The sequence below is a fragment of the Acerihabitans sp. TG2 genome (assembly GCF_035013185.1).
GTDB lineage: Bacteria > Pseudomonadota > Gammaproteobacteria > Enterobacterales > Enterobacteriaceae > Acerihabitans.
The window spans coordinates 234940-255433 of record NZ_JAYGJO010000001.1 but is presented as its reverse complement, the minus strand read 5'-3'; the positions used below and the strand labels follow the sequence as shown (position 1 = coordinate 255433).

Annotated in this window: 19 protein-coding genes; all 19 read right to left on the bottom strand. The window is 55.5% G+C overall.

Annotation, left to right across the window (positions count from 1 at the left end):
- Positions 1-29: 29 nt before the first annotated feature.
- Complete coding sequence (menC, locus tag SJI19_RS01180) at positions 30-1046, bottom strand: o-succinylbenzoate synthase (RefSeq protein WP_323476413.1); 1017 nt, start codon at positions 1044-1046, stop codon at positions 30-32.
- Complete coding sequence (menB, locus tag SJI19_RS01175; protein WP_323476568.1) at positions 1046-1903, bottom strand: 1,4-dihydroxy-2-naphthoyl-CoA synthase; 858 nt, start codon at positions 1901-1903, stop codon at positions 1046-1048. The genes menC and menB overlap by 1 nt, the downstream gene beginning before the upstream one ends.
- Positions 1896-2699: a 2-succinyl-6-hydroxy-2,4-cyclohexadiene-1-carboxylate synthase gene (menH, locus tag SJI19_RS01170; RefSeq protein ID WP_323476412.1), complete on the bottom strand. Its 804-nt coding sequence runs from the start codon at positions 2697-2699 to the stop codon at positions 1896-1898. Before menH ends, menB begins: the two co-directional genes overlap by 8 nt.
- Positions 2696-4390 carry a 2-succinyl-5-enolpyruvyl-6-hydroxy-3-cyclohexene-1-carboxylic-acid synthase gene (gene menD / locus SJI19_RS01165; protein WP_323476411.1) on the bottom strand — a complete coding sequence of 565 codons (1695 nt, stop codon included), beginning with the start codon at positions 4388-4390 and terminating at the stop codon, positions 2696-2698. The genes menH and menD overlap by 4 nt, the downstream gene beginning before the upstream one ends.
- 90 nt (positions 4391-4480) lie before the next feature.
- Positions 4481-5806, bottom strand: coding sequence for an isochorismate synthase MenF (menF, locus tag SJI19_RS01160; RefSeq protein ID WP_323476567.1), 1326 nt, complete (start codon positions 5804-5806; stop codon positions 4481-4483).
- A 223-nt stretch (positions 5807-6029) separates the two neighbouring features.
- On the bottom strand, positions 6030-6350 hold the full coding sequence (gene elaB / locus SJI19_RS01155; protein WP_323476410.1) for a stress response protein ElaB: 321 nt from the start codon (positions 6348-6350) through the stop codon (positions 6030-6032).
- Between the two features lie 101 nt (positions 6351-6451).
- A complete protein-coding gene (locus SJI19_RS01150) occupies positions 6452-6778 on the bottom strand; it encodes a c-type cytochrome (RefSeq protein ID WP_323476409.1) in 327 nt (108 codons plus the stop codon).
- Complete coding sequence (locus SJI19_RS01145; RefSeq protein ID WP_323476408.1) at positions 6775-7278, bottom strand: TlpA disulfide reductase family protein; 504 nt, start codon at positions 7276-7278, stop codon at positions 6775-6777. The genes SJI19_RS01150 and SJI19_RS01145 overlap by 4 nt, the downstream gene beginning before the upstream one ends.
- Positions 7256-7981: an ABC transporter ATP-binding protein gene (locus tag SJI19_RS01140; protein WP_323476407.1), complete on the bottom strand. Its 726-nt coding sequence runs from the start codon at positions 7979-7981 to the stop codon at positions 7256-7258. Before SJI19_RS01140 ends, SJI19_RS01145 begins: the two co-directional genes overlap by 23 nt.
- 3 nt (positions 7982-7984) lie before the next feature.
- A complete protein-coding gene (locus SJI19_RS01135) occupies positions 7985-9097 on the bottom strand; it encodes an ABC transporter permease (RefSeq protein WP_323476566.1) in 1113 nt (370 codons plus the stop codon).
- Between the two features lie 67 nt (positions 9098-9164).
- Complete coding sequence (locus SJI19_RS01130; protein ID WP_323476406.1) at positions 9165-10454, bottom strand: ABC transporter permease; 1290 nt, start codon at positions 10452-10454, stop codon at positions 9165-9167.
- A 3-nt stretch (positions 10455-10457) separates the two neighbouring features.
- Entirely contained in the window at positions 10458-11849 is a 1392-nt protein-coding gene (locus SJI19_RS01125) for a Fe-S-containing protein (RefSeq protein ID WP_323476405.1), read from the bottom strand.
- Between the two features lie 106 nt (positions 11850-11955).
- Positions 11956-12480 carry an iron transporter gene (locus SJI19_RS01120; protein ID WP_323476404.1) on the bottom strand — a complete coding sequence of 175 codons (525 nt, stop codon included), beginning with the start codon at positions 12478-12480 and terminating at the stop codon, positions 11956-11958.
- A 51-nt stretch (positions 12481-12531) separates the two neighbouring features.
- Positions 12532-14472 (bottom strand): FTR1 family protein, encoded by a 1941-nt coding sequence (locus tag SJI19_RS01115; protein ID WP_323476403.1) that lies wholly within the window; start codon positions 14470-14472, stop codon positions 12532-12534.
- A 215-nt stretch (positions 14473-14687) separates the two neighbouring features.
- Positions 14688-16145 (bottom strand): NADH-quinone oxidoreductase subunit NuoN, encoded by a 1458-nt coding sequence (gene nuoN, locus SJI19_RS01110; protein WP_323476402.1) that lies wholly within the window; start codon positions 16143-16145, stop codon positions 14688-14690.
- Positions 16146-16151: 6 nt separating this feature from the next.
- Entirely contained in the window at positions 16152-17687 is a 1536-nt protein-coding gene (gene nuoM / locus SJI19_RS01105) for an NADH-quinone oxidoreductase subunit M (protein ID WP_323476565.1), read from the bottom strand.
- 106 nt (positions 17688-17793) lie between these two features.
- Positions 17794-19638 carry an NADH-quinone oxidoreductase subunit L gene (nuoL, locus tag SJI19_RS01100; protein WP_323476401.1) on the bottom strand — a complete coding sequence of 615 codons (1845 nt, stop codon included), beginning with the start codon at positions 19636-19638 and terminating at the stop codon, positions 17794-17796.
- Positions 19635-19937, bottom strand: a complete 303-nt coding sequence (nuoK, locus tag SJI19_RS01095) for an NADH-quinone oxidoreductase subunit NuoK (protein ID WP_323476400.1) — start codon at positions 19935-19937, stop codon at positions 19635-19637. The genes nuoL and nuoK overlap by 4 nt, the downstream gene beginning before the upstream one ends.
- Positions 19934-20494, bottom strand: coding sequence for an NADH-quinone oxidoreductase subunit J (gene nuoJ / locus SJI19_RS01090; RefSeq protein ID WP_323476399.1), 561 nt, complete (start codon positions 20492-20494; stop codon positions 19934-19936). The genes nuoK and nuoJ overlap by 4 nt, the downstream gene beginning before the upstream one ends.

Here is a 20494-nt window from a genome sequence, read left to right as displayed (position 1 = left end):
ATGGTTACCCACCGCAATGGCTGCGCCCGTTAGGAAAACGTAGCGATCGGTGCGAGTTGATCCAAGGTGATTAACGGTAGCCGGCTCCCCGGCCAGGGCCGGATAAGCTGGGACCCCATCAGGGATAATGTATCCAGTCCGGGCAACACCCGCGGCGTCAGCCAACCGGCCAGGCGTGATAGTTGACTCAGACCCAGGCTTGATTCTATAGCTGAACTGATGACCGCCGACAGCCCGGCCCGCTGCGCCTGCAAAATCAGGGAACGGCACAAACACAGGCTGCCGGTCAGCGAAGGTTTGATGACCAGCGCCGCGACGCCCGGCTGAGCAACAAGTTGAAAACCCGGCTCACGGGCGCTTTCATCCCAGGCGATAGGGATACCGGTATTCTGGGCAAAGGCCAGCGATTGATCCGGGGTAACGCAAGGCTCCTCGATAAAGTCAATGCGCCGGATCACCGACGGGTCGAGGTGCTGGGCAAAATAGGCAGCCTTGTCCGGCGTCCAGCGGCGATTGGCGTCCAGCCGTAAATACAAATCCGGCACTGCCGCGAGCAACCGGTTAACCACCTGACTATCGTGGATGACGTCATGCATGCCGACTTTCATTTTAGCCTGTTTTTTACCGGGCTGGCCCAGCAGTATTGGCAACAACATATCGGGATCGCGGGTGCATAACGGCACGGTTAACCAGGTGTTCATCTCGGGCAATTGCCCTGCCAACTCAGCCAGTGCGCAACTGATGCCAAAGGCTACCGACGGCGGCGTGGCGTTGCCGTCGGTTAACCCCATCAGGGGGGCTTGGTTAGCAGCGCGATCGACCGGCTCACGGGTCACCCACGCGTCAAGCATGCCGCACGAAGCCGCTTTTGCCTCAGCAAGCGTCTCTAGGCTAAAACCCGGCAGCGGCGCGATTTCGCCCATGCCGATCCGTCCGTTGTGTTGCAAAACCGCCACCAGGCCATCGCGGCTGTTCAACAGTGGATTGCGTAACACCACCCCGGCATCCATAGGCACACTATAACCATAAAGCGTCGCGCTGCGCATCAGGGGTTCCGTTTAAATTTACTGAAATCCGGCTGGCGTTTTTCGACAAAGGCGTTGCGGCCCTCTTGGCCTTCTTCGGTCATATAAAACAACATGGTGGCGTTGCCCGCCAGCTCTTGCAATCCGGCCTGGCCGTCACAATCGGCGTTCAACGCAGCTTTGAGACAACGCAGCGCCATGGGGCTGTTTTGCAACATTTCTCGACACCAGCGCACCGTTTCCCGTTCTAGGGAAGCCAGGGGGACCACCGTATTGACCAGCCCCATATCCAGCGCCTGCTGCGCATCGTATTGCCGGCAAAGAAACCAGATTTCACGGGCTTTTTTCTGGCCAACAATGCGCGCCATGTAGGCTGCACCCCAGCCACCGTCAAACGAACCGACTTTTGGCCCGGTCTGGCCGAAAATAGCATTGTCCGCCGCCAGAGTAAGATCACACATCATATGCAGCACGTGGCCGCCGCCAATAGCATAGCCGGCCACCATCGCCACCACCGGTTTCGGACAGGTACGGATTTGCCGTTGAAAATCCAGAACATTCAGATGATGCACGCCACTGTCGTCTTTATAACCGCCGTAATCGCCGCGCACTTTTTGGTCGCCGCCGGAACAAAAGGCCAGATCGCCGGCACCGGTCAGGATAACGACGCCGATACCGTCATCATAACGCGCGTCAGACAATGCCAGGATCATCTCTTTGACCGTCAACGGACGAAAAGCATTACGTACCTGCGGACGATTAATGGTGATTTTAGCGATGCCATCGGCAGACTTATGGTAATGAATATCTACAAAATCACCGCTGCAGTCGCGCCAATCGGTAGGCGCGTACCAGGTTTCTTCGCTAGTTTTAAGCATCATGGGTTCCTTTAATAAGCGGTGCCAGTTGGGAAAGTAACAATTCAGCGAAAGCGGTGGGGTTGCCTTGGTGAGCATTATGCCCCGTCCCGGGCACCAGGGAAATCGGCAACCGCCCCTGTTGGGCCAGGGCGGAGAATTTCTGGTCCCGTTCGCCGCACAAATAACCAAAGGGTACGTCCAGGTTTTGCAATTCAGGCAATAAATCGGGCTGTCGTGCCAGTGAGGTGGCCGACAGCATAGCGGCGACGGCGACCCCATTATTATTGCCGCGCCGGACACACAGTTGCCAGCGCTGAGAGGCGGTTAAATCACTAAAAACCGGTTGGCGATACCACTGGGCCAACACGCTGGCCATCGAATGCTGGCTAAAGCAGCGTGCCCAAGCCAAATCATGCTCCAGGCGCAACTCACGCTCCGCCCGATCGGCCAGCCCAGTATGCGCGCCCTCGACAAACAGTCCGCATAGTCCGGTAGCGCGATCGCGGCAGGCATGGTATAGCGCAATGCGGCCACCGAGGGAATAACCAATCAGTACATAACGCTGGATCTTCAGCGCAGCAAGCGTGCGGGACAACCCTTGGGATGCCTGTTCAAAATTCCTTACCTCGGTGCTGGTTGAGTCGCCATGTCCCGGCAAATCCAGAGTCACCTGCGGCCAGTCCGCGAACCACGGCAGTACCGACGACCAGTCGTCGCCGCTGCCAAGCAGACCGTGCAACCAGACCAGACAAGGGCGAGATGCATCGCCACCCGGTTTAACATTTGCTGCCCATGTTGCTGTTTTCAACGTCATAACTCAGCCATCCCCGCAACCAACTGGCGAAAAACTTCAGCCCCTTCATGGGGGTCGACATTAAGTTCCACCAGGGTGGCGGCTCCGGCGGCGGTTTGACGCCAAACCTGGTTGATACATGCGCTCAGCGCTGCCATGTCGCGCGGCTGCCGGTAATGCAGACCAAACAGCGCCGCTGCATGACGAAATTCCACCTGTTGCGGCATGACGTAAAAACGTTCGCGCACCGACTCCGCAGTGGGTAATAAGGAGAAAATTTGCCCACCCTCATTATTTATCACCACAATGACCACCGGGACGATGCTATGGCGAAATAGAGCCAAAGCATTAAGATCGTAGAGCGCCGACAGATCACCCACCACCACCAACAGCGGTTTATTTTCCGCCCTCAGCACCCCGGCGGCAGTGGACAGCAGGCCGTCAATTCCGCTGGCACCTCGATTGCCGTAGACCGGGTAACCCACCGGCAGTTGCACTAATGCATCCACCAGCCTAACGGTCAGGCTATTGCCGATAAATACCCGGCCCTCCGGCGGCAGCAGTTCATTCAGCCGGTGGGCCACCTGGGCCTCGCCCAAATGGTCGGCCAATTTCAGCGCAATATGCCGGCGTGCCAACGCGACAGACTCAGTCAATCCTGCGGCCCAGGGGACTTGCCTTATTGCAGGATGCCGCTCAAGCCAAGGGCTTATCGGTGCAACTATCCGCCGCCCTTGGTGATGAGCGGGATCAAGCCTGCCGGGCAACGGGTCAACCAGCCAAAACGCCTGCGGCCGGCATTGCTCCAGCCATTGTAATAGCCGTTTGCCGGTCAGACTGCCGCCAAACTGGATCACCAGCTCAGCTTGCTGCAATAGGCGTTGCGCCCCGGGATGAGCCAGCCATACGTCGGCAAACGGCAGCGGCTGACCAGTTTGTGACAATACGTCGCCGATCAGCGGCCAACCGAGCTGCTCGGCCCAGGCCGCCAGCCGCGCGCCCTGCTCCACCGGAATTCGCCCGGCAATAATCACACCTTTGCGTTGGCGCCATTGGCCCCAATCCGCTTGCGTGGTCAGGGCACCTGCGTGCGCGTCGTCCCATGCCATGGTCAGCCAAGGTTGTTCACTGTCCCACCAGTCACCCAGGGCCAGCGACCATTCATCCGAGATCGCTTCATCCTGACCATATAACGGCTCGGCAAATGGGCAATTAACATGTGCCGCGCCGTGATGCGCCGTGGACAACACCTGATCCAGGGCACAAACCAGCCAACGCGCCGGGATATCTGGAGTCGGGCGCGGTAAGTCAAGGCGCTGCCCAGCAAAGTCGCTAAACATGCCCGGCTGTCGAATAGCCTGGTTGGCGCCACAGTCAATCAATTCAGGTGGCCGATCGGCGGTCAGCATAATCAATTTTTCGCCGGTCAAACTCGCCTCGATAATGGCGGGATAAAGATTAGCCGCTGCCGTGCCTGAGGTGACGATCACCGCTACCGGCTGACGCGATGCCTTGGCCAACCCCAAAGCCAGGTGCCCCAGTCCCCGTTCATCGAAATGGGTATGGCAAATCAATGCAGGGTGCATTGATGCGGCCAAGGTTAACGGTGTGGAGCGCGAGCCGGGCGCAATGCAGATATGACGTACCCCGTGTCGGGTCAAGGTTTCTATCAGCACTTTTGCCCAACTACGATTAAACTGCGTTGAAAGCATGATAATGACGTACCCGTGGTTAGAGAGCCAGACGTTGCTAAGGCTGCATTATATTTTGTTCAGCCGGCGGGGTTTTGATATGACCCCGGATTAAGCGACTTCATCGTGATTCCCGTCGCCATTGACAAACAGGGTTCTCATGCTGGCGGCCTTATTATCCACCTCCCGCCACTCCTGATCGGCATCAGAGCCGTCAACAATGCCGGCACCGGCATACAACCATAACTCCCGTTGTTCCAACAGGGCACAGCGTAACGATACGCAGAATTCCGCCTGGCCGGTGGACAAATAACCTGCTGAGCCGGCATACCACTGCCGATCAAAGGGTTCATGGCGGGCAATGAATTCCCGCGCCACGCCACGCGGCAACCCCGCCACTGCGGCAGTTGGTTGCAACATGGACAGGCAGCGGGCATCGCTGGCGCAGGTTAACCGCGCTTGAATGCTACGCCGCAAATGCTGTACGGTGCGCAGTCGGACGATTTCCGGCGGCATCACATCCAATGACAGCGCCGCTGGCCGCAGGCGCTGGCAAATATCGTCCACCACCAACAGGTTTTCACGTTGGTTTTTATCATCATTCATCAACCAGTCGGCCAACTGGTCCGGCGTGGCATTCGGGCTATAACTGGCCACCGTGCCAGCCAGCGCTTCAGTGTCCAGACAGTCATGACGCCGCCGGTAGAGTCGCTCTGGGGTGGAGCCTAAAAAAGCCCGCGTCGGCGACCAGGCCAACATAAAATGGTAAGCGTCGTGATTGACCCGACGACTGGCGGCCATCAGCGCTGCCGGGCTCAACTCACCGTCAAACACCAGTCGGGTGCGTCGGGCTAACACCACTTTAGTCAACTCCCCTTGGCCTAATGTCTTCAGCGCCTGGGAAACCAACTGCTGCCAATGGCGCTTGGTGGGTTGATGAATGGCGTCAAGCAGTCGCGCGGACCAGGGCCGCAACGCACTCGTCGGCGCCAGATGTTCAAGCGTGGCTAAAAATTCCCGCGCATCGGCATTTAATGATACTCGGCTGGCCAAATTCAGGATGAGCACATGATTTTGTCGTTCTCGCTGCCAGATAAGCCTGGGCAGGAACAGATAACTTTCCGGCTCGCCGTCGCCACGGCCAAACGCGTTAAGCCCCCACAACCGCAACGAGGGCGTCGCGGCGTATTCGGCTAAAAACGCCTCGGCCTGAGTGAGCCGAGAGAAACTCACCAATTGGCCACAAGCCGCCGTTTCCTGTGCACCCTGGCGATCTTGCCAATAAAACTGTGGGTAAAGGGTGGATGAATTTAACCAGTCGAGCATCGGCACATGGGCGCCGGGTGACCAAGAAATGGTAATTTGATAAACACCGGGATCGGCGGGAATACCCGCATCTATATGCTGTTGCAGCGATGTTTTGAGTAACGACAGCATCACGCCCCTGCTCCCATAACCTAAATAATAAGGGGGATTATACGGTTGAAGGCGACAAAAACGAAAGGATAGCTGAACTAAGTATTATAAAAGCCGACATTATCAGGTTGATGAGTAGGCGCATTGATAGGATCACCGGCAAGCAACCATGACCAAACCGACACGGGCAACATAGCACGCCGCAGGGTTATCGGCCGGTCATGGCAATCCAGCTTAAAACAGATTAACGACGTGCCAACAACAACCCCAGCACCAGCCCCACCGAGGCGCCGATACCCACCCCATGCCATGGGTTTTCCTGGACATAATCATCGGCACGGTACACCGCCTGTTTGGCGCGGTAATAGTAGTTATCGGAGGCATTGCTAATACGGCTTTTAACCTCGTCCAGTGCAATCTGAGCGCGGGTTTTTAGCTCGACATACTTTTGATCCGCCTTATCTCCGGAATAGGCCAGCACTTCTGCAAGCGTTTCGGATAGCAACTGCACGTCATCATCTACATGAGTTTCATCCGGTTGAGTGGGATCAGTCTGGTTTACCATATTTTTCTCCGTGTTCTGATGAATTGCGTCATCCTAACTATAGTCAGAATTTGGCGCCTAGGGTGAAAAAATACGTCCAGATCATTCTCAAAATCAACTCACTACTGTGCAGCGTCGCCGGCAGGCACCGGAGCGAGCGAACGAATATAATCCGCCAATCCTTGAATATCCTCATCACTCAGTCCCTGTTTAACACGCTGTGAGGTGCCGCGGGTGGGTATGGTCCCATCCCGGCGGTCGGTCAGGGCAGAGACCAACTGTTCCCGGCTTAACGATATCAATGGCGGCGCTTTACCAAAAGCCATACGGTCGGCCTTGCGTCCATGGCAGTCTGCACAACTTTGAGCATACTTTTGTGCACCATCAGAGGCTGCCAGCAGCGGCCAGCAGACCCCGTATAACAGGGCACCCAACAATAGTTTTTTCATGATTTATCCTGCTGTGCGTGTTTGAACATGGCGGCCAAGGCCGTTTCACCACGCAGTCCCTGATGAATTTCCAGTACTTGACCTTGTGGATTAAGCAGGTAAGAGGTCGGTGTCCCGATGACGGCATAACGTTCTTTAGTGATCCCCATTTGGTCACGAACCACCGGGTAGCGAATATGCAATCCGCTGATAAACCGGGTGAGATCCGTCTGTTGCGGATCGGTATTCACCGCCACCACCACCAGGCGGTCGCCATAAGTATCGCTCAGTTGTTGTAAGGTGCGCATATCTGCCGCGCATCCGCCGCAGTCTGCTGACCAAAAAGTTAAATAAACCGCTTTGCCGTGCCATTTTTCCAGCCCGGCAGGCTGACCGTTAAGATCGAACGCGGCCAGTGCCGGGGCCGGGGCACCAATGGCGACTCGCTGCTCTTTACACCCCAACAGCCCGGTGAGCATGATCAATAGGCCGATAGTCTTAACCCTGTGGCGCCAGTTCATGATGAAGGGTCTCCTCAGCTAAAAATTTACCATGCTGCAAGCGGATAATGCGATCGGCAAACCGGCCTAACTCCGGGTTATGGGTCACCATGACAATGGTACGCCCCTGGCGGTGCAGATCGGTCAATAATTCAAGCACTCGCTGTTCATTTTCCTCGTCCAGATTGCCGGTCGGCTCATCGGCAAACACCACCGGTGGCTCATTCACCAGCGCTCTGGCGATACAGACCCGCTGTTGTTCTCCACCCGAAAGCTGGCTGGGCAGATGGCCAACGCGCTCACCGAGCCCCACCCGGTCGAGCACCGCCCGCGCTGCTGGCTCATCCACCACACTATGGTAGTGCTGTGCCAACATGACATTTTCCAGCGCGCTCAGGAACGGAATTAAATGAAATTGCTGGAATACCAGGCCGATTTTCTGCGCGCGAAAAACCCGTCGCCCTTCGTCGTCCAGCGCAGCAGCATCGACGCCGTCGAGCAACACCTGACCGTCGCTGGCAGTATCCAGACAGGTCAGAATATTCATCAGCGTGGTTTTACCTGAACCGGATGCCCCCATAAATGCCACGAACTCTCCGCGCCGGATGCGAATATTGATATCGTCCAGAGCAGTGACTTTACCGAACCGTTTAAACAAACCGCGTGTTTCGATCACATATTCCGTCGCGGGCAGCGTTGGCATGCCGTCAATGGGTAAAGCCATAACTTATTCTCCTTTCAGGACCAGCGCCGGTTCGACATGCAAAGCACGCCGTACCGGCACAATGGCCGCGGCCGCCGCCACCAGCAAAGACAACACCAGTGTCAGCGGAAAAACCTGGGCGCGCAGGGCAATGGCGGCGTTAAACACCGCATGACCCAATATCTGCGCCAATATAAAGCCGATCAGGCTGCCGCAGATCACCGCAGCCAGGGCGATAATGCCGGTTTCCGCCAGCATTTGTAGGCTAATATCGCGAGCACTGGCACCGAGCGCCTTTTGCAGAGCAAACTCCCGCGAACGTTCACCCACGATGGCCATTAGCGTGGTATTCACGCATAAGGACGAGAGGATCAGAATGACCACCGACACCAGTCCCATCAAGCCTTTGATTTTATCCAATACCTGCCCTTCAGATGCCGAGATCTTAAGGATTGGCCGCACATCCAGATCCGGATAGCGCTGCTGCACTCGATGGGCGAACGCATCTACTTGGCCCAGATCGTTGTTGACACTGAACATGGCGTCGCTGATCGCACCAGGCTGATGCAACCATTGCTGCGCCAGATCCAATGTCACGATCAGCATATTATCGGTAGCATCACCGGCTTCAACTATCCCTTTGATCTGCAGGCTATGACGCTGTTGACCTTCGACCAATACCACCCGGTCGCCGAGTTTAACGTGCAAATTCGCGGCCAATTTAACGCCGATCATCGCATGGCGATCGTCAAAATTGACGCCGATCCAATCGCCAGTCACCTGCCAGTAGGGCACCAGACGCGGGAGGGAATCAAACCAAACCCCCATCAATACCACCTTGGCCAATTCGGTGCGCGCCATGCCGTACAGATAAGGGCTGCCGGCATTGATCAGCCCGGCTGGCGCACCGTCAATGATCGGCTGCAGCGTAGCCAGTGCCAGGGTGTTGTCATGGCCGGGACCAATATAAAAATTGGCACCAAAGGTACGCAACTCCTGGCTCATTTTGGCGTTAATGTCAAAATAGACCGACGCCATCGCAGTAACGATAGCCGCACCGACCGTCAGCGCAGCAAACACCACCGCCACCCGCTGCATTCTCAGACGCAGCGCTCTGACCACCAGTAGCCAAAACATGTTATCCAGTCCACTGCCCTGGCGTTTAACTCCCTTGCCCTTGGCGAAGGACACCGCTGCGGCACGGTTAATTGCCATACAGCACCTCTACCGGATAAAGTTTGGCGATGCGACGGGCCGGGAACCAGGTACCAATAACGGCGATCAACATGGACACCACCAACACGCTAGGCACCACCACCCAGGCAAAACTCAGCGGGGTACCAAACAGCATCAGACCTATGGCCTTGGCCAATCCCCAGCCGGCCACGCAGCCGAGCATACCGCCCAGCGCGCCGCTTAACACCGCTTCAAGATAAAACAACAGCATAATCTGCCACTGATGCGCGCCAAGCGCCTTCATCAACCCAATCTCACGCGAGCGTTCCATAATCGTGCTGGTCATCAGCGACGCAATGCCCATGGCCGATGCCGCCAGTGCCGCCAGGGTCACCACCGCCAACAGCAGTTGGATCTTTTCGATAACCACCCCTTCAGAGGCCGCCACCTGCCAAATGGGGTGTACCGCCGAACCGGAAATGGCTTCTTCCAATTGGTGGGCAATGGATGAAACAAACGCCGTACAATACCAACGGTCATAGTCAGCAGCCGACAGACCGTCGAGGTTATCGCGCGCGCGGCGTGAGAGATCGTTTTCCGGCACCGTCAGGGCCGATACCCTTACCGCCTGTACCTTGCCCGGCAGGCCCAACAATTGCTGCACCAGCGCCAACGGCATGATCAGCCGATTTTCTTCATCGCCGCCGCTGGCCAATACCCCGCTTATCACCACGCTCTGCTGAGCATGAGATCCTTGCAACGTCAGCGTATCTCCGGTTTTCCAGCCGCTACGCTGGGCCAGTTGCCGGCCGATCAAGACATCAGCGGTCTGCCCCTGAACCCAGGGTTCATTAGGATATCGGCCGGTGACCTGCCAGTAAGGACTGATAATGCGTTGACCGGTATGAAAATCTGTTTCGTCAGGCACATTGACTGGTTGAGAGAAAAAAGTCCCTAATACCGGTATCGATTTTCCTTGCACTCGGACCTCACCACTGAGCAGCGGCGCAAAACCAATAATATTATTGCGCCAAAAAATATCCTTGATATTAGGCAGTTCGGACTCATCGATCAGATCCTGACCTGACAGGGGCGCACTACGATTGCCGAACAATGCCGGCAGCACCGCCTGACCCGCCGGCTCAATCAAGATATTGGCGCCGTAGGATTTCAGTTCGTGCGCCATCTTGTCACCGATATCGATGGACACCGCCAACAGGGCGGAAATCAGCCCGGCGGCCAGGAATACCGTCAACACCGCCAGGAATTTGCGCCGAAGATTTTTACGCCACGACTGCAATAACATGCGCCACATCATAAGCTACTCACCCTCGGTAGTATTCCCGGCCGCAGCGGGGACGAACTGCGTCGGCTTGGCGCGGAAGCGGTTATAATTGGCCTCGCTGGCAAAAAAATACATTTTGCCGCCGTAACTGTACTTGTATTCGGCCTTGGTGTTGGTCAGCTTGCTAGCGTCCACCGGGTCGGTCACCGACAAGGTGATCACAGTGGTAAAATAATTAACCCCTGCCACCAGCGCCGGTTTGCCAATCGTCAGTTCGTGGTCGTCGAGGCGCCAGTCATCAATGGGAATAGGGTTACAGCCGCCAGCTTTGCCGATGGAGGGAATGAAAATATGCACGCCACAGGCCACGCAAACCACCTGATTACCTTCCATAATATATCCCTGGTCGCCGCACAGCAGGCATGCATCAAATACCACCCCGAGCCGCAGACGATCCGGGTAACGGTTGATCACCAGAAAACGCACCGCCTTACCGTCGTCCGCCACCCACACAAAGCGGTGCAGCTTACCGTCACGTACCTGCTCGAGCGGAATATGCACCAGCCCGTCACTGGCGATGGTGACGGGTACTGCCTCGGACAGGCGTGGCGGTTGCGACGCCACCAAATCCCAATACAGCTGACCAGCCAGCACCACCAGCATCACACCTGACAGCGTGAGTGCGGTGCGGCGGGCGTCCCGATAGCGGGCGATGGCCTGGCGCCTGGGGATTGGTGTGTTTAGCCGGCGATAGTCGGCACGCAGCGCCAGCAGCGGCCGGACAAATCCGGCCAACAGGGCGCCTAATGCCAACACACTAAGATAATTCAGCCATGGGGCATGGTTGGTCACTTGGGCGACAAAACTCAGCCGTGTCTTGGTCAAACCCAGCACGTCCAGTTTCATTAGCAGCAGCAGCGCCTGGCCGCACAACGGCAATAACAGCACGGTAACCAAGACCAGTAACAGCGGCCAGCGCCACCGGGCCAAACGCCGGACTAGCATTGCCGTCAGCACCGCGCTTAGTGCGATTATCACCACCGCCAGGACCACGGCGCTGAGATTCAGCAACAGCTCGGTATTAATCACGCCGGCAGGCGTCAATGCACTTAAATTGGGATCCTTACTCCACTGCATTGCCGCACCGGCAACCAGCAAAGCTTGCCAACAGTAGCCCATGCGGCGAGAGGCTGAGTATTGGCTTAATAAAAACAGGAGTAACGCCAGCAGTTGCAGCAGCGTCAGCGTCAATTGTACCGGCTGAGCGGTGGGCAAAGAGATCCCGGCCAGGGTACCGATCGTCAAGGCAAACAGGTTAACCCAAATCAGCGCACGCACGGAGGGTGCTGGACGTCGTACCCAGAGCAACCCGCAGAGCAAAACCACCGGCAGGAAAGCCTGTAATGCGGTAACAAAAAAATAATTCATGACGCCTACTCAGAACCGCTAAATCATTATCATGCGGTGGTCTGCTCAACCACCGCGATTCCCAAAAGAACCGCCACCATTGTCTGGCAACCGTGGCGTGGCGTGACTATTTCAGACCGACGTATTTAAAATTGTAGGTCACATCAAAAGGTTTCCACCATGGGCCAACACCGGTTTGCGTATCGGTATGACGATACATACCGGCTTTGGGTGGCGGCTCAATATGGAAAGTGACTTTATAGTTACCCACACCCATCATTTTTACATTCTGACCGTAATGCGGGCCGTCGTTGGCGACCATCGCCATAAAAGTGCCGTCTTGTTTATCACCGGTATCGGTATTCACCAAACTGTAGCTGATGGTCAAATAAGGCATCCATTCACCGGCACCGAAACCGTTTTTATTACCTTGTACCGCGTGAATATCAGTCTCCAAGTGCACATCCGCCTTAGCGGGGGGCAAGCCCATGCCACGCGGTTCCATCTCAATTGGCTCCAGATACACAGCAGCAATTTGCATGCCGTTCATGGTAATGGCTTCGCCAGCCGGATGTTCCGTGGCGAAAGCGGCAGGCGCGCTCAAGGTGCCGGCGGCAACCACCGCGACCCATAGTGGGTTATTTATCTTCATCAACATCATCCTCAGTCATTAAAAGTCAAAAGCTATGGGTATAGAGCGTTCTTATAGTGTGTCTTGGTGTGGCAATACGGCAATGGAGCGCCGGCGCATAACCCATAGGGCAAAAAAAGCGGCCACTATTAACATAAGTTGTGGAATCAAGGTTTCAACATACGGGTAGATACCCAGCCAACTGATTTGCGGGACGCCCTTTAATAAGGTGGGTTCAAACAATTTACCCTCGATCAGCTCCAACACCCCGCTACCGGCAAACACAAACGCCATCAAGTACATAAAACCACCGGTGAACATAAAAAACGGCTTGAGCGGTAGTTTCACCACCGTATAACGCATCAGGATATAGGCCAGTAACAGGATCACGCAGCCGATCAGAAACCCGGCCAGAATCGCCAGATGCCCGGCCATGTCGCTGGCATCCCCCACCAGAGCGGCATAAAACAATACGGTCTCGGCACCTTCGCGATACACCGCCAGAAAGCTGGTGAACCACAACCCCGCCAGCGACCCACTGGTGAGCGATAGCGTCAGTTTACCTTCCAGATAGGCCTTCCACTGCCGTGCTTCAACCTTGGACAGCAGCCAGTAGCTCATGCAAAACAGCGTCACCACCGCAATCATCATGGTCGCGCCTTCAAGCAACTCACGGTTGGCGCCGGAGTTGGCGAACAGCCATTGGAACAGTGCTGCCGTGACCATACTGGCCAACAACGCGATCCAAACCGATTGGCGAATCACCGGCAGCTTATCCTGATGCTTATTCTTGACCAGGTAAGCAACGATCGCAGCGACGATTAATAGGGCTTCCATACCCTCCCGCACGATTATCAGTAGGCTGTAAACCAGCAGCGTCCAGCGACTTTCACCACCCTGCCCCAACATCTCCACCGCATTGGACAGATCCTGACTCAGCGCGTCGGCCTGCTGTTGTATCTGGGCGACCGGCGCACCGGCTTTCATCAGGCTGACCAGCCGGGTGAAATAGCCCTCCAGCGTGGTTTTGAACGCCACGTCACGCGAGCCGACCTTATTTTCCATGCCGCTGCCTTCGAAGTGATCGAAATAGGCATCTTGAATGGCCATCATGCCGTCCTTGGTTTGGCCGGCTTGGTATTGGCCGATGGCGGCGGCGATGGCGTTATTCAGATCGCCGCTGACCTGCCGCCAATTGGCATCTGGGCCGCTAGCGGCAACTCCCACGGATGCATTGGCGATGGCAGCCGCTGATACCGGCTGTTCGGGACGGGTGGTGGGTAGCCCCGGCAACAGATCTTCAATATCCTGCAGCAGAAGGGTATCGGCATAGGCCACGGCATTTATTTGGTTGGGCTGCGTCGTCAGCGTCACCAGAGCGCTAAACTGCTGATTGATGGCCGCCGCCTGCTTTGAGGAGCGGTTATTGCGTACCGACATTTCCATTTCAGAATTTTTAAAACCCTGGAAATAAGCCTGCTGCACGCTTTGGCTCGCGGCGGCGTACTGCTCTGACTGGTACTGAGTCAACGCGGTGGCCAGCAGATTGTCGATGATTTTAAATTTTTGTTGCCAGTACAGGGCAATCTGTTCATTACCCACCACCGCATTTTGCGCGCTGGCCACTAAGGTATGGCCGTCGGTCAGCAGCGGTAAGACACTGGCCAAATCCTGCTTCAAGGTGCTGATGTTGTCTTGCACCTCAGACAACGGTTTGCCGTCGCTGATCATTTGGCGAATGTCACCAAACGCATTTTCCATCTGATAACTTTTTTGTGCCGAAATATTGATGCGAATAGGCCCTTCCAGGTTTTCAAACACCTCGAAATAGGCCATCTGCACTTCACGCCGCGCCTCATCCTTTTTCTGCTGCTGGTACAGATGCGCAGTGGTGTCTAGACGTGCCTGAATATCGTTAATCCAGGTTTGATAATCGTCCGCCGCCCAAGCAAACGACAGGCTTAACCAGCCGATAACTGCATAAATAAGGAATTTGCAAACAGGAGTGAACATCAGAGTGAAGCCAAACGTCAATGAGAGTTATTTGCATTATCACTTAATGACATAAAAAAACAATGATAGACATCAATAAAAACATTATTAAACGAGAATTATTTCACTAGCTTTCCGCGTCGCATTACCACAACACAGGCTCGTAGTTTACCGCAGGATAAGAATTGAACCGCCGGACGGCGGTTCAATTGAGGACAGGTTTATTACATCAGGGATTACATCAGGGGTTGCGCCAAACGCACCAACGAGATCAGTGGTTGCGGATAGATACCCAGCAGCAATACCAATAGTGACGAAATAAGCACCACCACACCGCCGGCGGTCAATGCCCAGTTACTCGGCGTATCACGACGCAGTCTTTCCGGTGGGCTAAGATAAAGGCTGACCATCACCCGCAGGTAATAATATAAACCGATGGCGCTGCCGAGCACCACGGTGCCGGTCAGCCACCACAAATGTGCACCCACCCCGGCAGCCATGATGTAGAATTTACCAATAAAACCCAGGGTCATGGGGATCCCGGCTAAAGACAGCATCATTACCGTCATCACTGCCGATAAAATCGGCTTATGCCAGAACAGTCCGCGATAAGAATATAACGAATCGGCGTCCGGACCGCTGTAGGGACTGGACATCAGGCTGACCACCCCAAAGGCACCCAAACTGCTGAACAGGTAACCCGCCATATAGACACCTACCGCTTCCATGGCCAGTTGGTGTGCCTGAACCGCAATCAGTCCAACTGTCAGATACCCCATATGGGCAATGGAGGAATAGCCCAATAGGCGTTTGATATTGGTCTGCGCAATGGCCATCAGGTTGCCGAACAAAATCGAGCAAACGGCGATAATTCCCAAGACCAGACGCAGTGCATGGCTATCAACCACCGGGGTATATAGGAACAAACGCATCAATACCGCAAAAATCGCGATCTTGCTGGCGGTGGCGAGGAAAGTAGAAACCGGTGCCGGCGCCCCTTGATAAACATCAGGGGTCCATAGATGGAAAGGAACCAGCGACAGTTTGAATCCCAGACCGACCAGCATCATGCCCAGACCCGCCAACAGTAGCGGCTGGTGTAACACGGCGTCAGTCAGGCTGCCTGCCAAACCAACAAACGACAGGTTGCCGGTATCGGCATACACCAGCGCCATACCAAACAACAGAAACGACGACGCTGCGGCAGACAACAACATGTATTTCAAGCTGGCTTCCAGCGATCGTTTTTGGCGGTAGGCGTAGCCTATCAAACCAAACAACGGCAGGGAGATCAGTTCAATGCCCAGGAACATCGAGGCCAGGTGATTAGCCCCCGACAGTAAAATGCCCCCCATGGCGGCGATCAGCACCAACAAATAAAACTCATCGCGATTGCCAGGGTAACCGGCAAGCCAGGGGTACGCAAAGGTACTGGTGGCAAGACTGGCGGCCAATACCAGTCCGGTATAAAACATGGAGTAGCCGTCTACCCGAATCAGCGGGGTGACGTCCATGGCGCCAAGCTGGCCGACAAAAAACAGCGACAGTAAAGCCAGGTTAAGACCGATAACGGTCAGAGTAGCATTGACAAAGTGGTTGCGTCGCCACGCAATGCACAGCATCACAACCACCACCGTCAATCCGACGATCAACAGCGGCAGCAGCGCGATCAGTTGTTGAGGAGTTATTGTCATGGCGAATTACGGCCTTGTGGTTAAAATGGTTGAACCCGCTTCGTGTAAGGCGAACCAGTGCTGGACATTGGTCATCGCCGCCGAGGACGTGTTTAGGATCAGCTGCGGGAAAAAGCCCAACAACACCAACAACACCGCCAGCAGCATCACGATCGACAGTTCACGCATCGACATTCCCGGTAGGGGTTCGCTGGATTTGGCCGGGCCATAAAAAGCGCGCTGGATCATGCTCAACGAATAAACGGACGCAAAAACCAAACCGAAAGCGGCGATCACCGTAATGATCGGCACCACCGGGAAGCTACCGAACAAAATCAGTATTTCACCGACGAAGTTACCGGTACCCGGTATCCCAAGCGTAGCAACGGCAAAAAATAGCGACATGGCGGGAATGATTTTTATCCGCCCCCATAGGCCGCCCATCTGGCGCATATCGCGGGTATGTAGACGTTCGTACAACTGTCCGCAGATGATAAACATCCCGGCGGCAGACAACCCATGGGCAATCATTTGCACCACCGCGCCCTGAAAGGCCAGTTGACTACCGCTGTAGATGGCGATCAACACGAATCCCATATGGGAAACACTGGTATAAGCAATCAGGCGTTTGATATCTGTCTGGGCAAAAGCCATCCAGGCACCGTAAAAAATCCCGATCACACCCAACCACATGGCAATGGGTGCAAATTGATGGGATGCCTCGGGGAACAGCGGCAGACAAAAACGCAGCATGCCGTAAGCGGCGGTTTTCAACAGGATACCGGCCAAATCCACCGAACCGGCAGTCGGCGCCTGACTATGGGCATCCGGCAGCCAGCCGTGCAGCGGTACCACCGGCATTTTCACCGCGAAGGCGATAAAGAAGCCAAGCATCAGCAAGTATTGCACCAACGACGACATGGGGGTATGCAGCAGGTCATCGTAATTAAAGGTCCAGACACCGGTGGCATTGAAGTGCACAAACACCAGCCCCAAGATCGCGACCAACATCACCAGGCCGCTGGACTGGGTATAGATAAAGAACTTGGTCGCCGCGGCGATGCGGGTTTTACCGTCCGATGCCTTGTGACCCCACAAGGCAATCAGGAAGTACATGGGCACCAACATCATTTCCCAGAAGAAAAAGAACAGGAACATGTCAATGGCCAGGAACACCCCGATAACGCCGCCAAGGATCCACAGCAGGTTAAGGTGGAAAAATCCCTGATAGCGCTGGATTTCACGCCAAGAACACAGAATAGCCAGCACGCCCAACAGGCCGGTCAGCACCACCATCAGCAGGGAAAGCCCATCCAGCGCCAAGTGGATTGAAATACCGAAGCGAGGTATCCACGGCAGACTGTATTCGGATTGCCACTGCGGCAAACCCTGCGCCGAAACCAGTGTATACCCCCCCTGCAACCATAATTGCAGGGAGAGCGCCAGTGTCAGCCCCATCGCGATCACGGCAATCCAGCGCGGTACCCGGGTACCAAAACGCTCGCATTGCCAACATAGCAGACCGCCAATGAAGGGGATAAGTATTAGCCAAGGTAGTAGCATGGCGTTGTGCGTCCCTAAATTGAAATAACCTGAAATTTTGCTGCGGAGCGAAGGCGGCGATACAACCGGTGCCACTTTCGCTCCTCACGTATCATTAATGCTATTGTTATACAAATATCAGCAGCGCCACCACAATCACGGCGCCTAAACTCATGGATGCCGCATACCAGCGCAACTGTCCGCTTTCGCTTAAGAGCAGACCGCGCCCGCCCCAACGGGCCAACACCGCCGGAATGTTAAGCATGGCATTTAGCGGATCCCGCTGCAGTAGCCGGGCAATACTCAGGAAAGTTCTGACAAACAGTTTGTCGTATAACCAGTCAAATCCCCAGGCGTTATACCACCAGACCGTGAAGAAACGGCCTGGTGCACTGGCGGCCACCGCATTGACCAGGCTGCGTTTGCCAAGATACAACGCTGCGGCGATCAGAATGCCGATAATAACGATCGCACCGGATACCATCTCCAGCATCATTTTACCGTCTTCGCCAAAGTGGTTCTCTGGTAACACGCCCGCCAGCGGTGGTGCTATCAGCGCGCCGATAAAGGTCGACAATGCCAGCAGTATCAGCAGCGGCAGATGATGGCTAATGCCCTTGCCTGCGTGGGCCTTGATCTGTTCTTTGCCGTGAAACACGATAAAGATCATTCGGAAGGTATACAGCGAGGTTAAGAGCGCCCCGATGATTCCCGCGAACATCAGATTAATATGGCCGTTGGCCATGGCACCCCACAGAATTTCATCCTTGCTGTAGAATCCGGCAGTGACAATCGGCAAAGCCGCTAGCGATGCGCCGCCCACCAGGAAGCAGATGTACACCAGCGGCAGCGATTTACGCAGCCCACCCATGCGGAAGATATTCTGCTCGTGGTGGCAGGCCAGGATCACCGACCCCGACGACAGGAACAGCAGTGCCTTGAAGAAGGCGTGCGTCATCAGGTGGAAGATCGCCGCATCCCAAGCATGAACACCCAGCGCCAAAAACATATAGCCGATTTGGCTCATGGTCGAGTACGCCAGTACACGTTTGATGTCGGTTTGTACCAGCGCAGCAAATCCTGCCAGCACCAGCGTCACCGCGCCGACCACACCGACCAGGTTGAGTACCTCGGGCGCCATGAGAAACAGACCGTGGGTACGGGCGATCAGATAGACCCCGGCGGTCACCATGGTAGCGGCGTGGATTAACGCCGAAACCGGGGTAGGACCGGCCATGGCATCGGCCAGCCAGGTTTGTAACGGCAGTTGAGCCGATTTACCCACCGCGCCGCCGAGCAGCATTAGCGTCGCCCAGTTAATCGCGGTGGATCCTGCCGCCAAATGTTGTGGTGCCAGCACCATCAACTCGCGGAAATTCAAGGTACCCAGTTCGCGGTAGAGAATAAACATGGCAAACGCCAGCAGCACGTCGCCGACACGGGTCACGATAAAGGCTTTCATCGCTGCGGCGCCATTTTTCGATTCGCTGTAATAAAAGCCAATCAGCAAATAGCTGCACAACCCTACCCCTTCCCAACCGAGATACATCAACAGCAGATTATCACCCAGCACCAGCAGTGCCATGCTGGCGATAAACAGGTTGGTGTAAGCGAAAAAGCGCGAATACCCTTTGTCACCGCGCATGTACCAGGACGCAAACAGGTGGATTAAAAAACCCACGCCGGTCACTACCGACAGCATGGTCAGCGACAGGCCGTCCAGGGTCAGGGTGAAGGCAATCTTAAAATTATCCACCGCGATCCAGGTCCACAACGGCTGGTTGAATACCGCAGTATCGCTGGGACGGTGACTCAGGTAGTCAATGCCTACCCACAGAGTGGTCAACGCAGCCAGCCCAATGCAACCCACACCGACGGTGGCAGAGAGGTTTTCCGACCAGCGGCCGCGCGAAAACGCCAGCAGCACGTATCCCAGTAAGGGAATTAAAATTGTTAAATAGAGTAGGTTCATCCGTGCATCTCGCTGGCTGAATCGATATTCAGGGATTGCCGACGGCGGTGCAACTGCAGTAACAGCGCCAGACCGATACTGGCCTCAGCCGCACCGAGGCTGATAGTCAGGATATACATCACCTGCCCGTCCGCCTGCCCCCAGTAACTGCCGGCGACCACAAACGCCAAAGCACAAGCGTTGATCATGATCTCAAGCCCCAGCAACATAAACAGCAAATTGCGGCGAATCAGCATCCCGGTCAAACCCAAGACGAACAGGATGGCGGCCAAAACGAGTCCGTGCGTTAACGGGATCATGATTGCTCCTCCGATTTTCTTTTAGTGGCATTGGTGACGTTAGGCCCTTTATTGTGCGTGTCGCCTTCGCGATCTTCACGCCCCAGGTGAAACGCCACCACCAGCCCGGCCAGCAGCAGCATGGAAGCCAACTCCACAGCCAGAACATAAGGACCGAACAACGCGATACCCACCGACTTGGCGCTGATGATATCGCCAGTGATGCCGTGATCGCGCAGATCGATAATCGCCCGGATCAGCACGCCCAGCAGCAGCAAGGACATAATGCTTGGCCCGATCCAGACCGAGGGGGTCAGCCAGGCACGTTCTTGGCGCACATCCGCAGCCCCCAGATTAAGCATCATCACCACAAACACAAACAGCACCATGATGGCGCCGGCGTAAACGATGATTTCCAGCGCACCGGCAAAGTAGGCCCCGAGCGAAAAGAACACGCAGGCAATCGCCAACAGCGAGATGATTAAATACAACAGTGCGTGCACTGGATGCGTGTGGGTAATCACCCGCAGCGTAGCCAGTATCGCCACCAGTCCGGACAAATAAAAAGCGACTTCCAT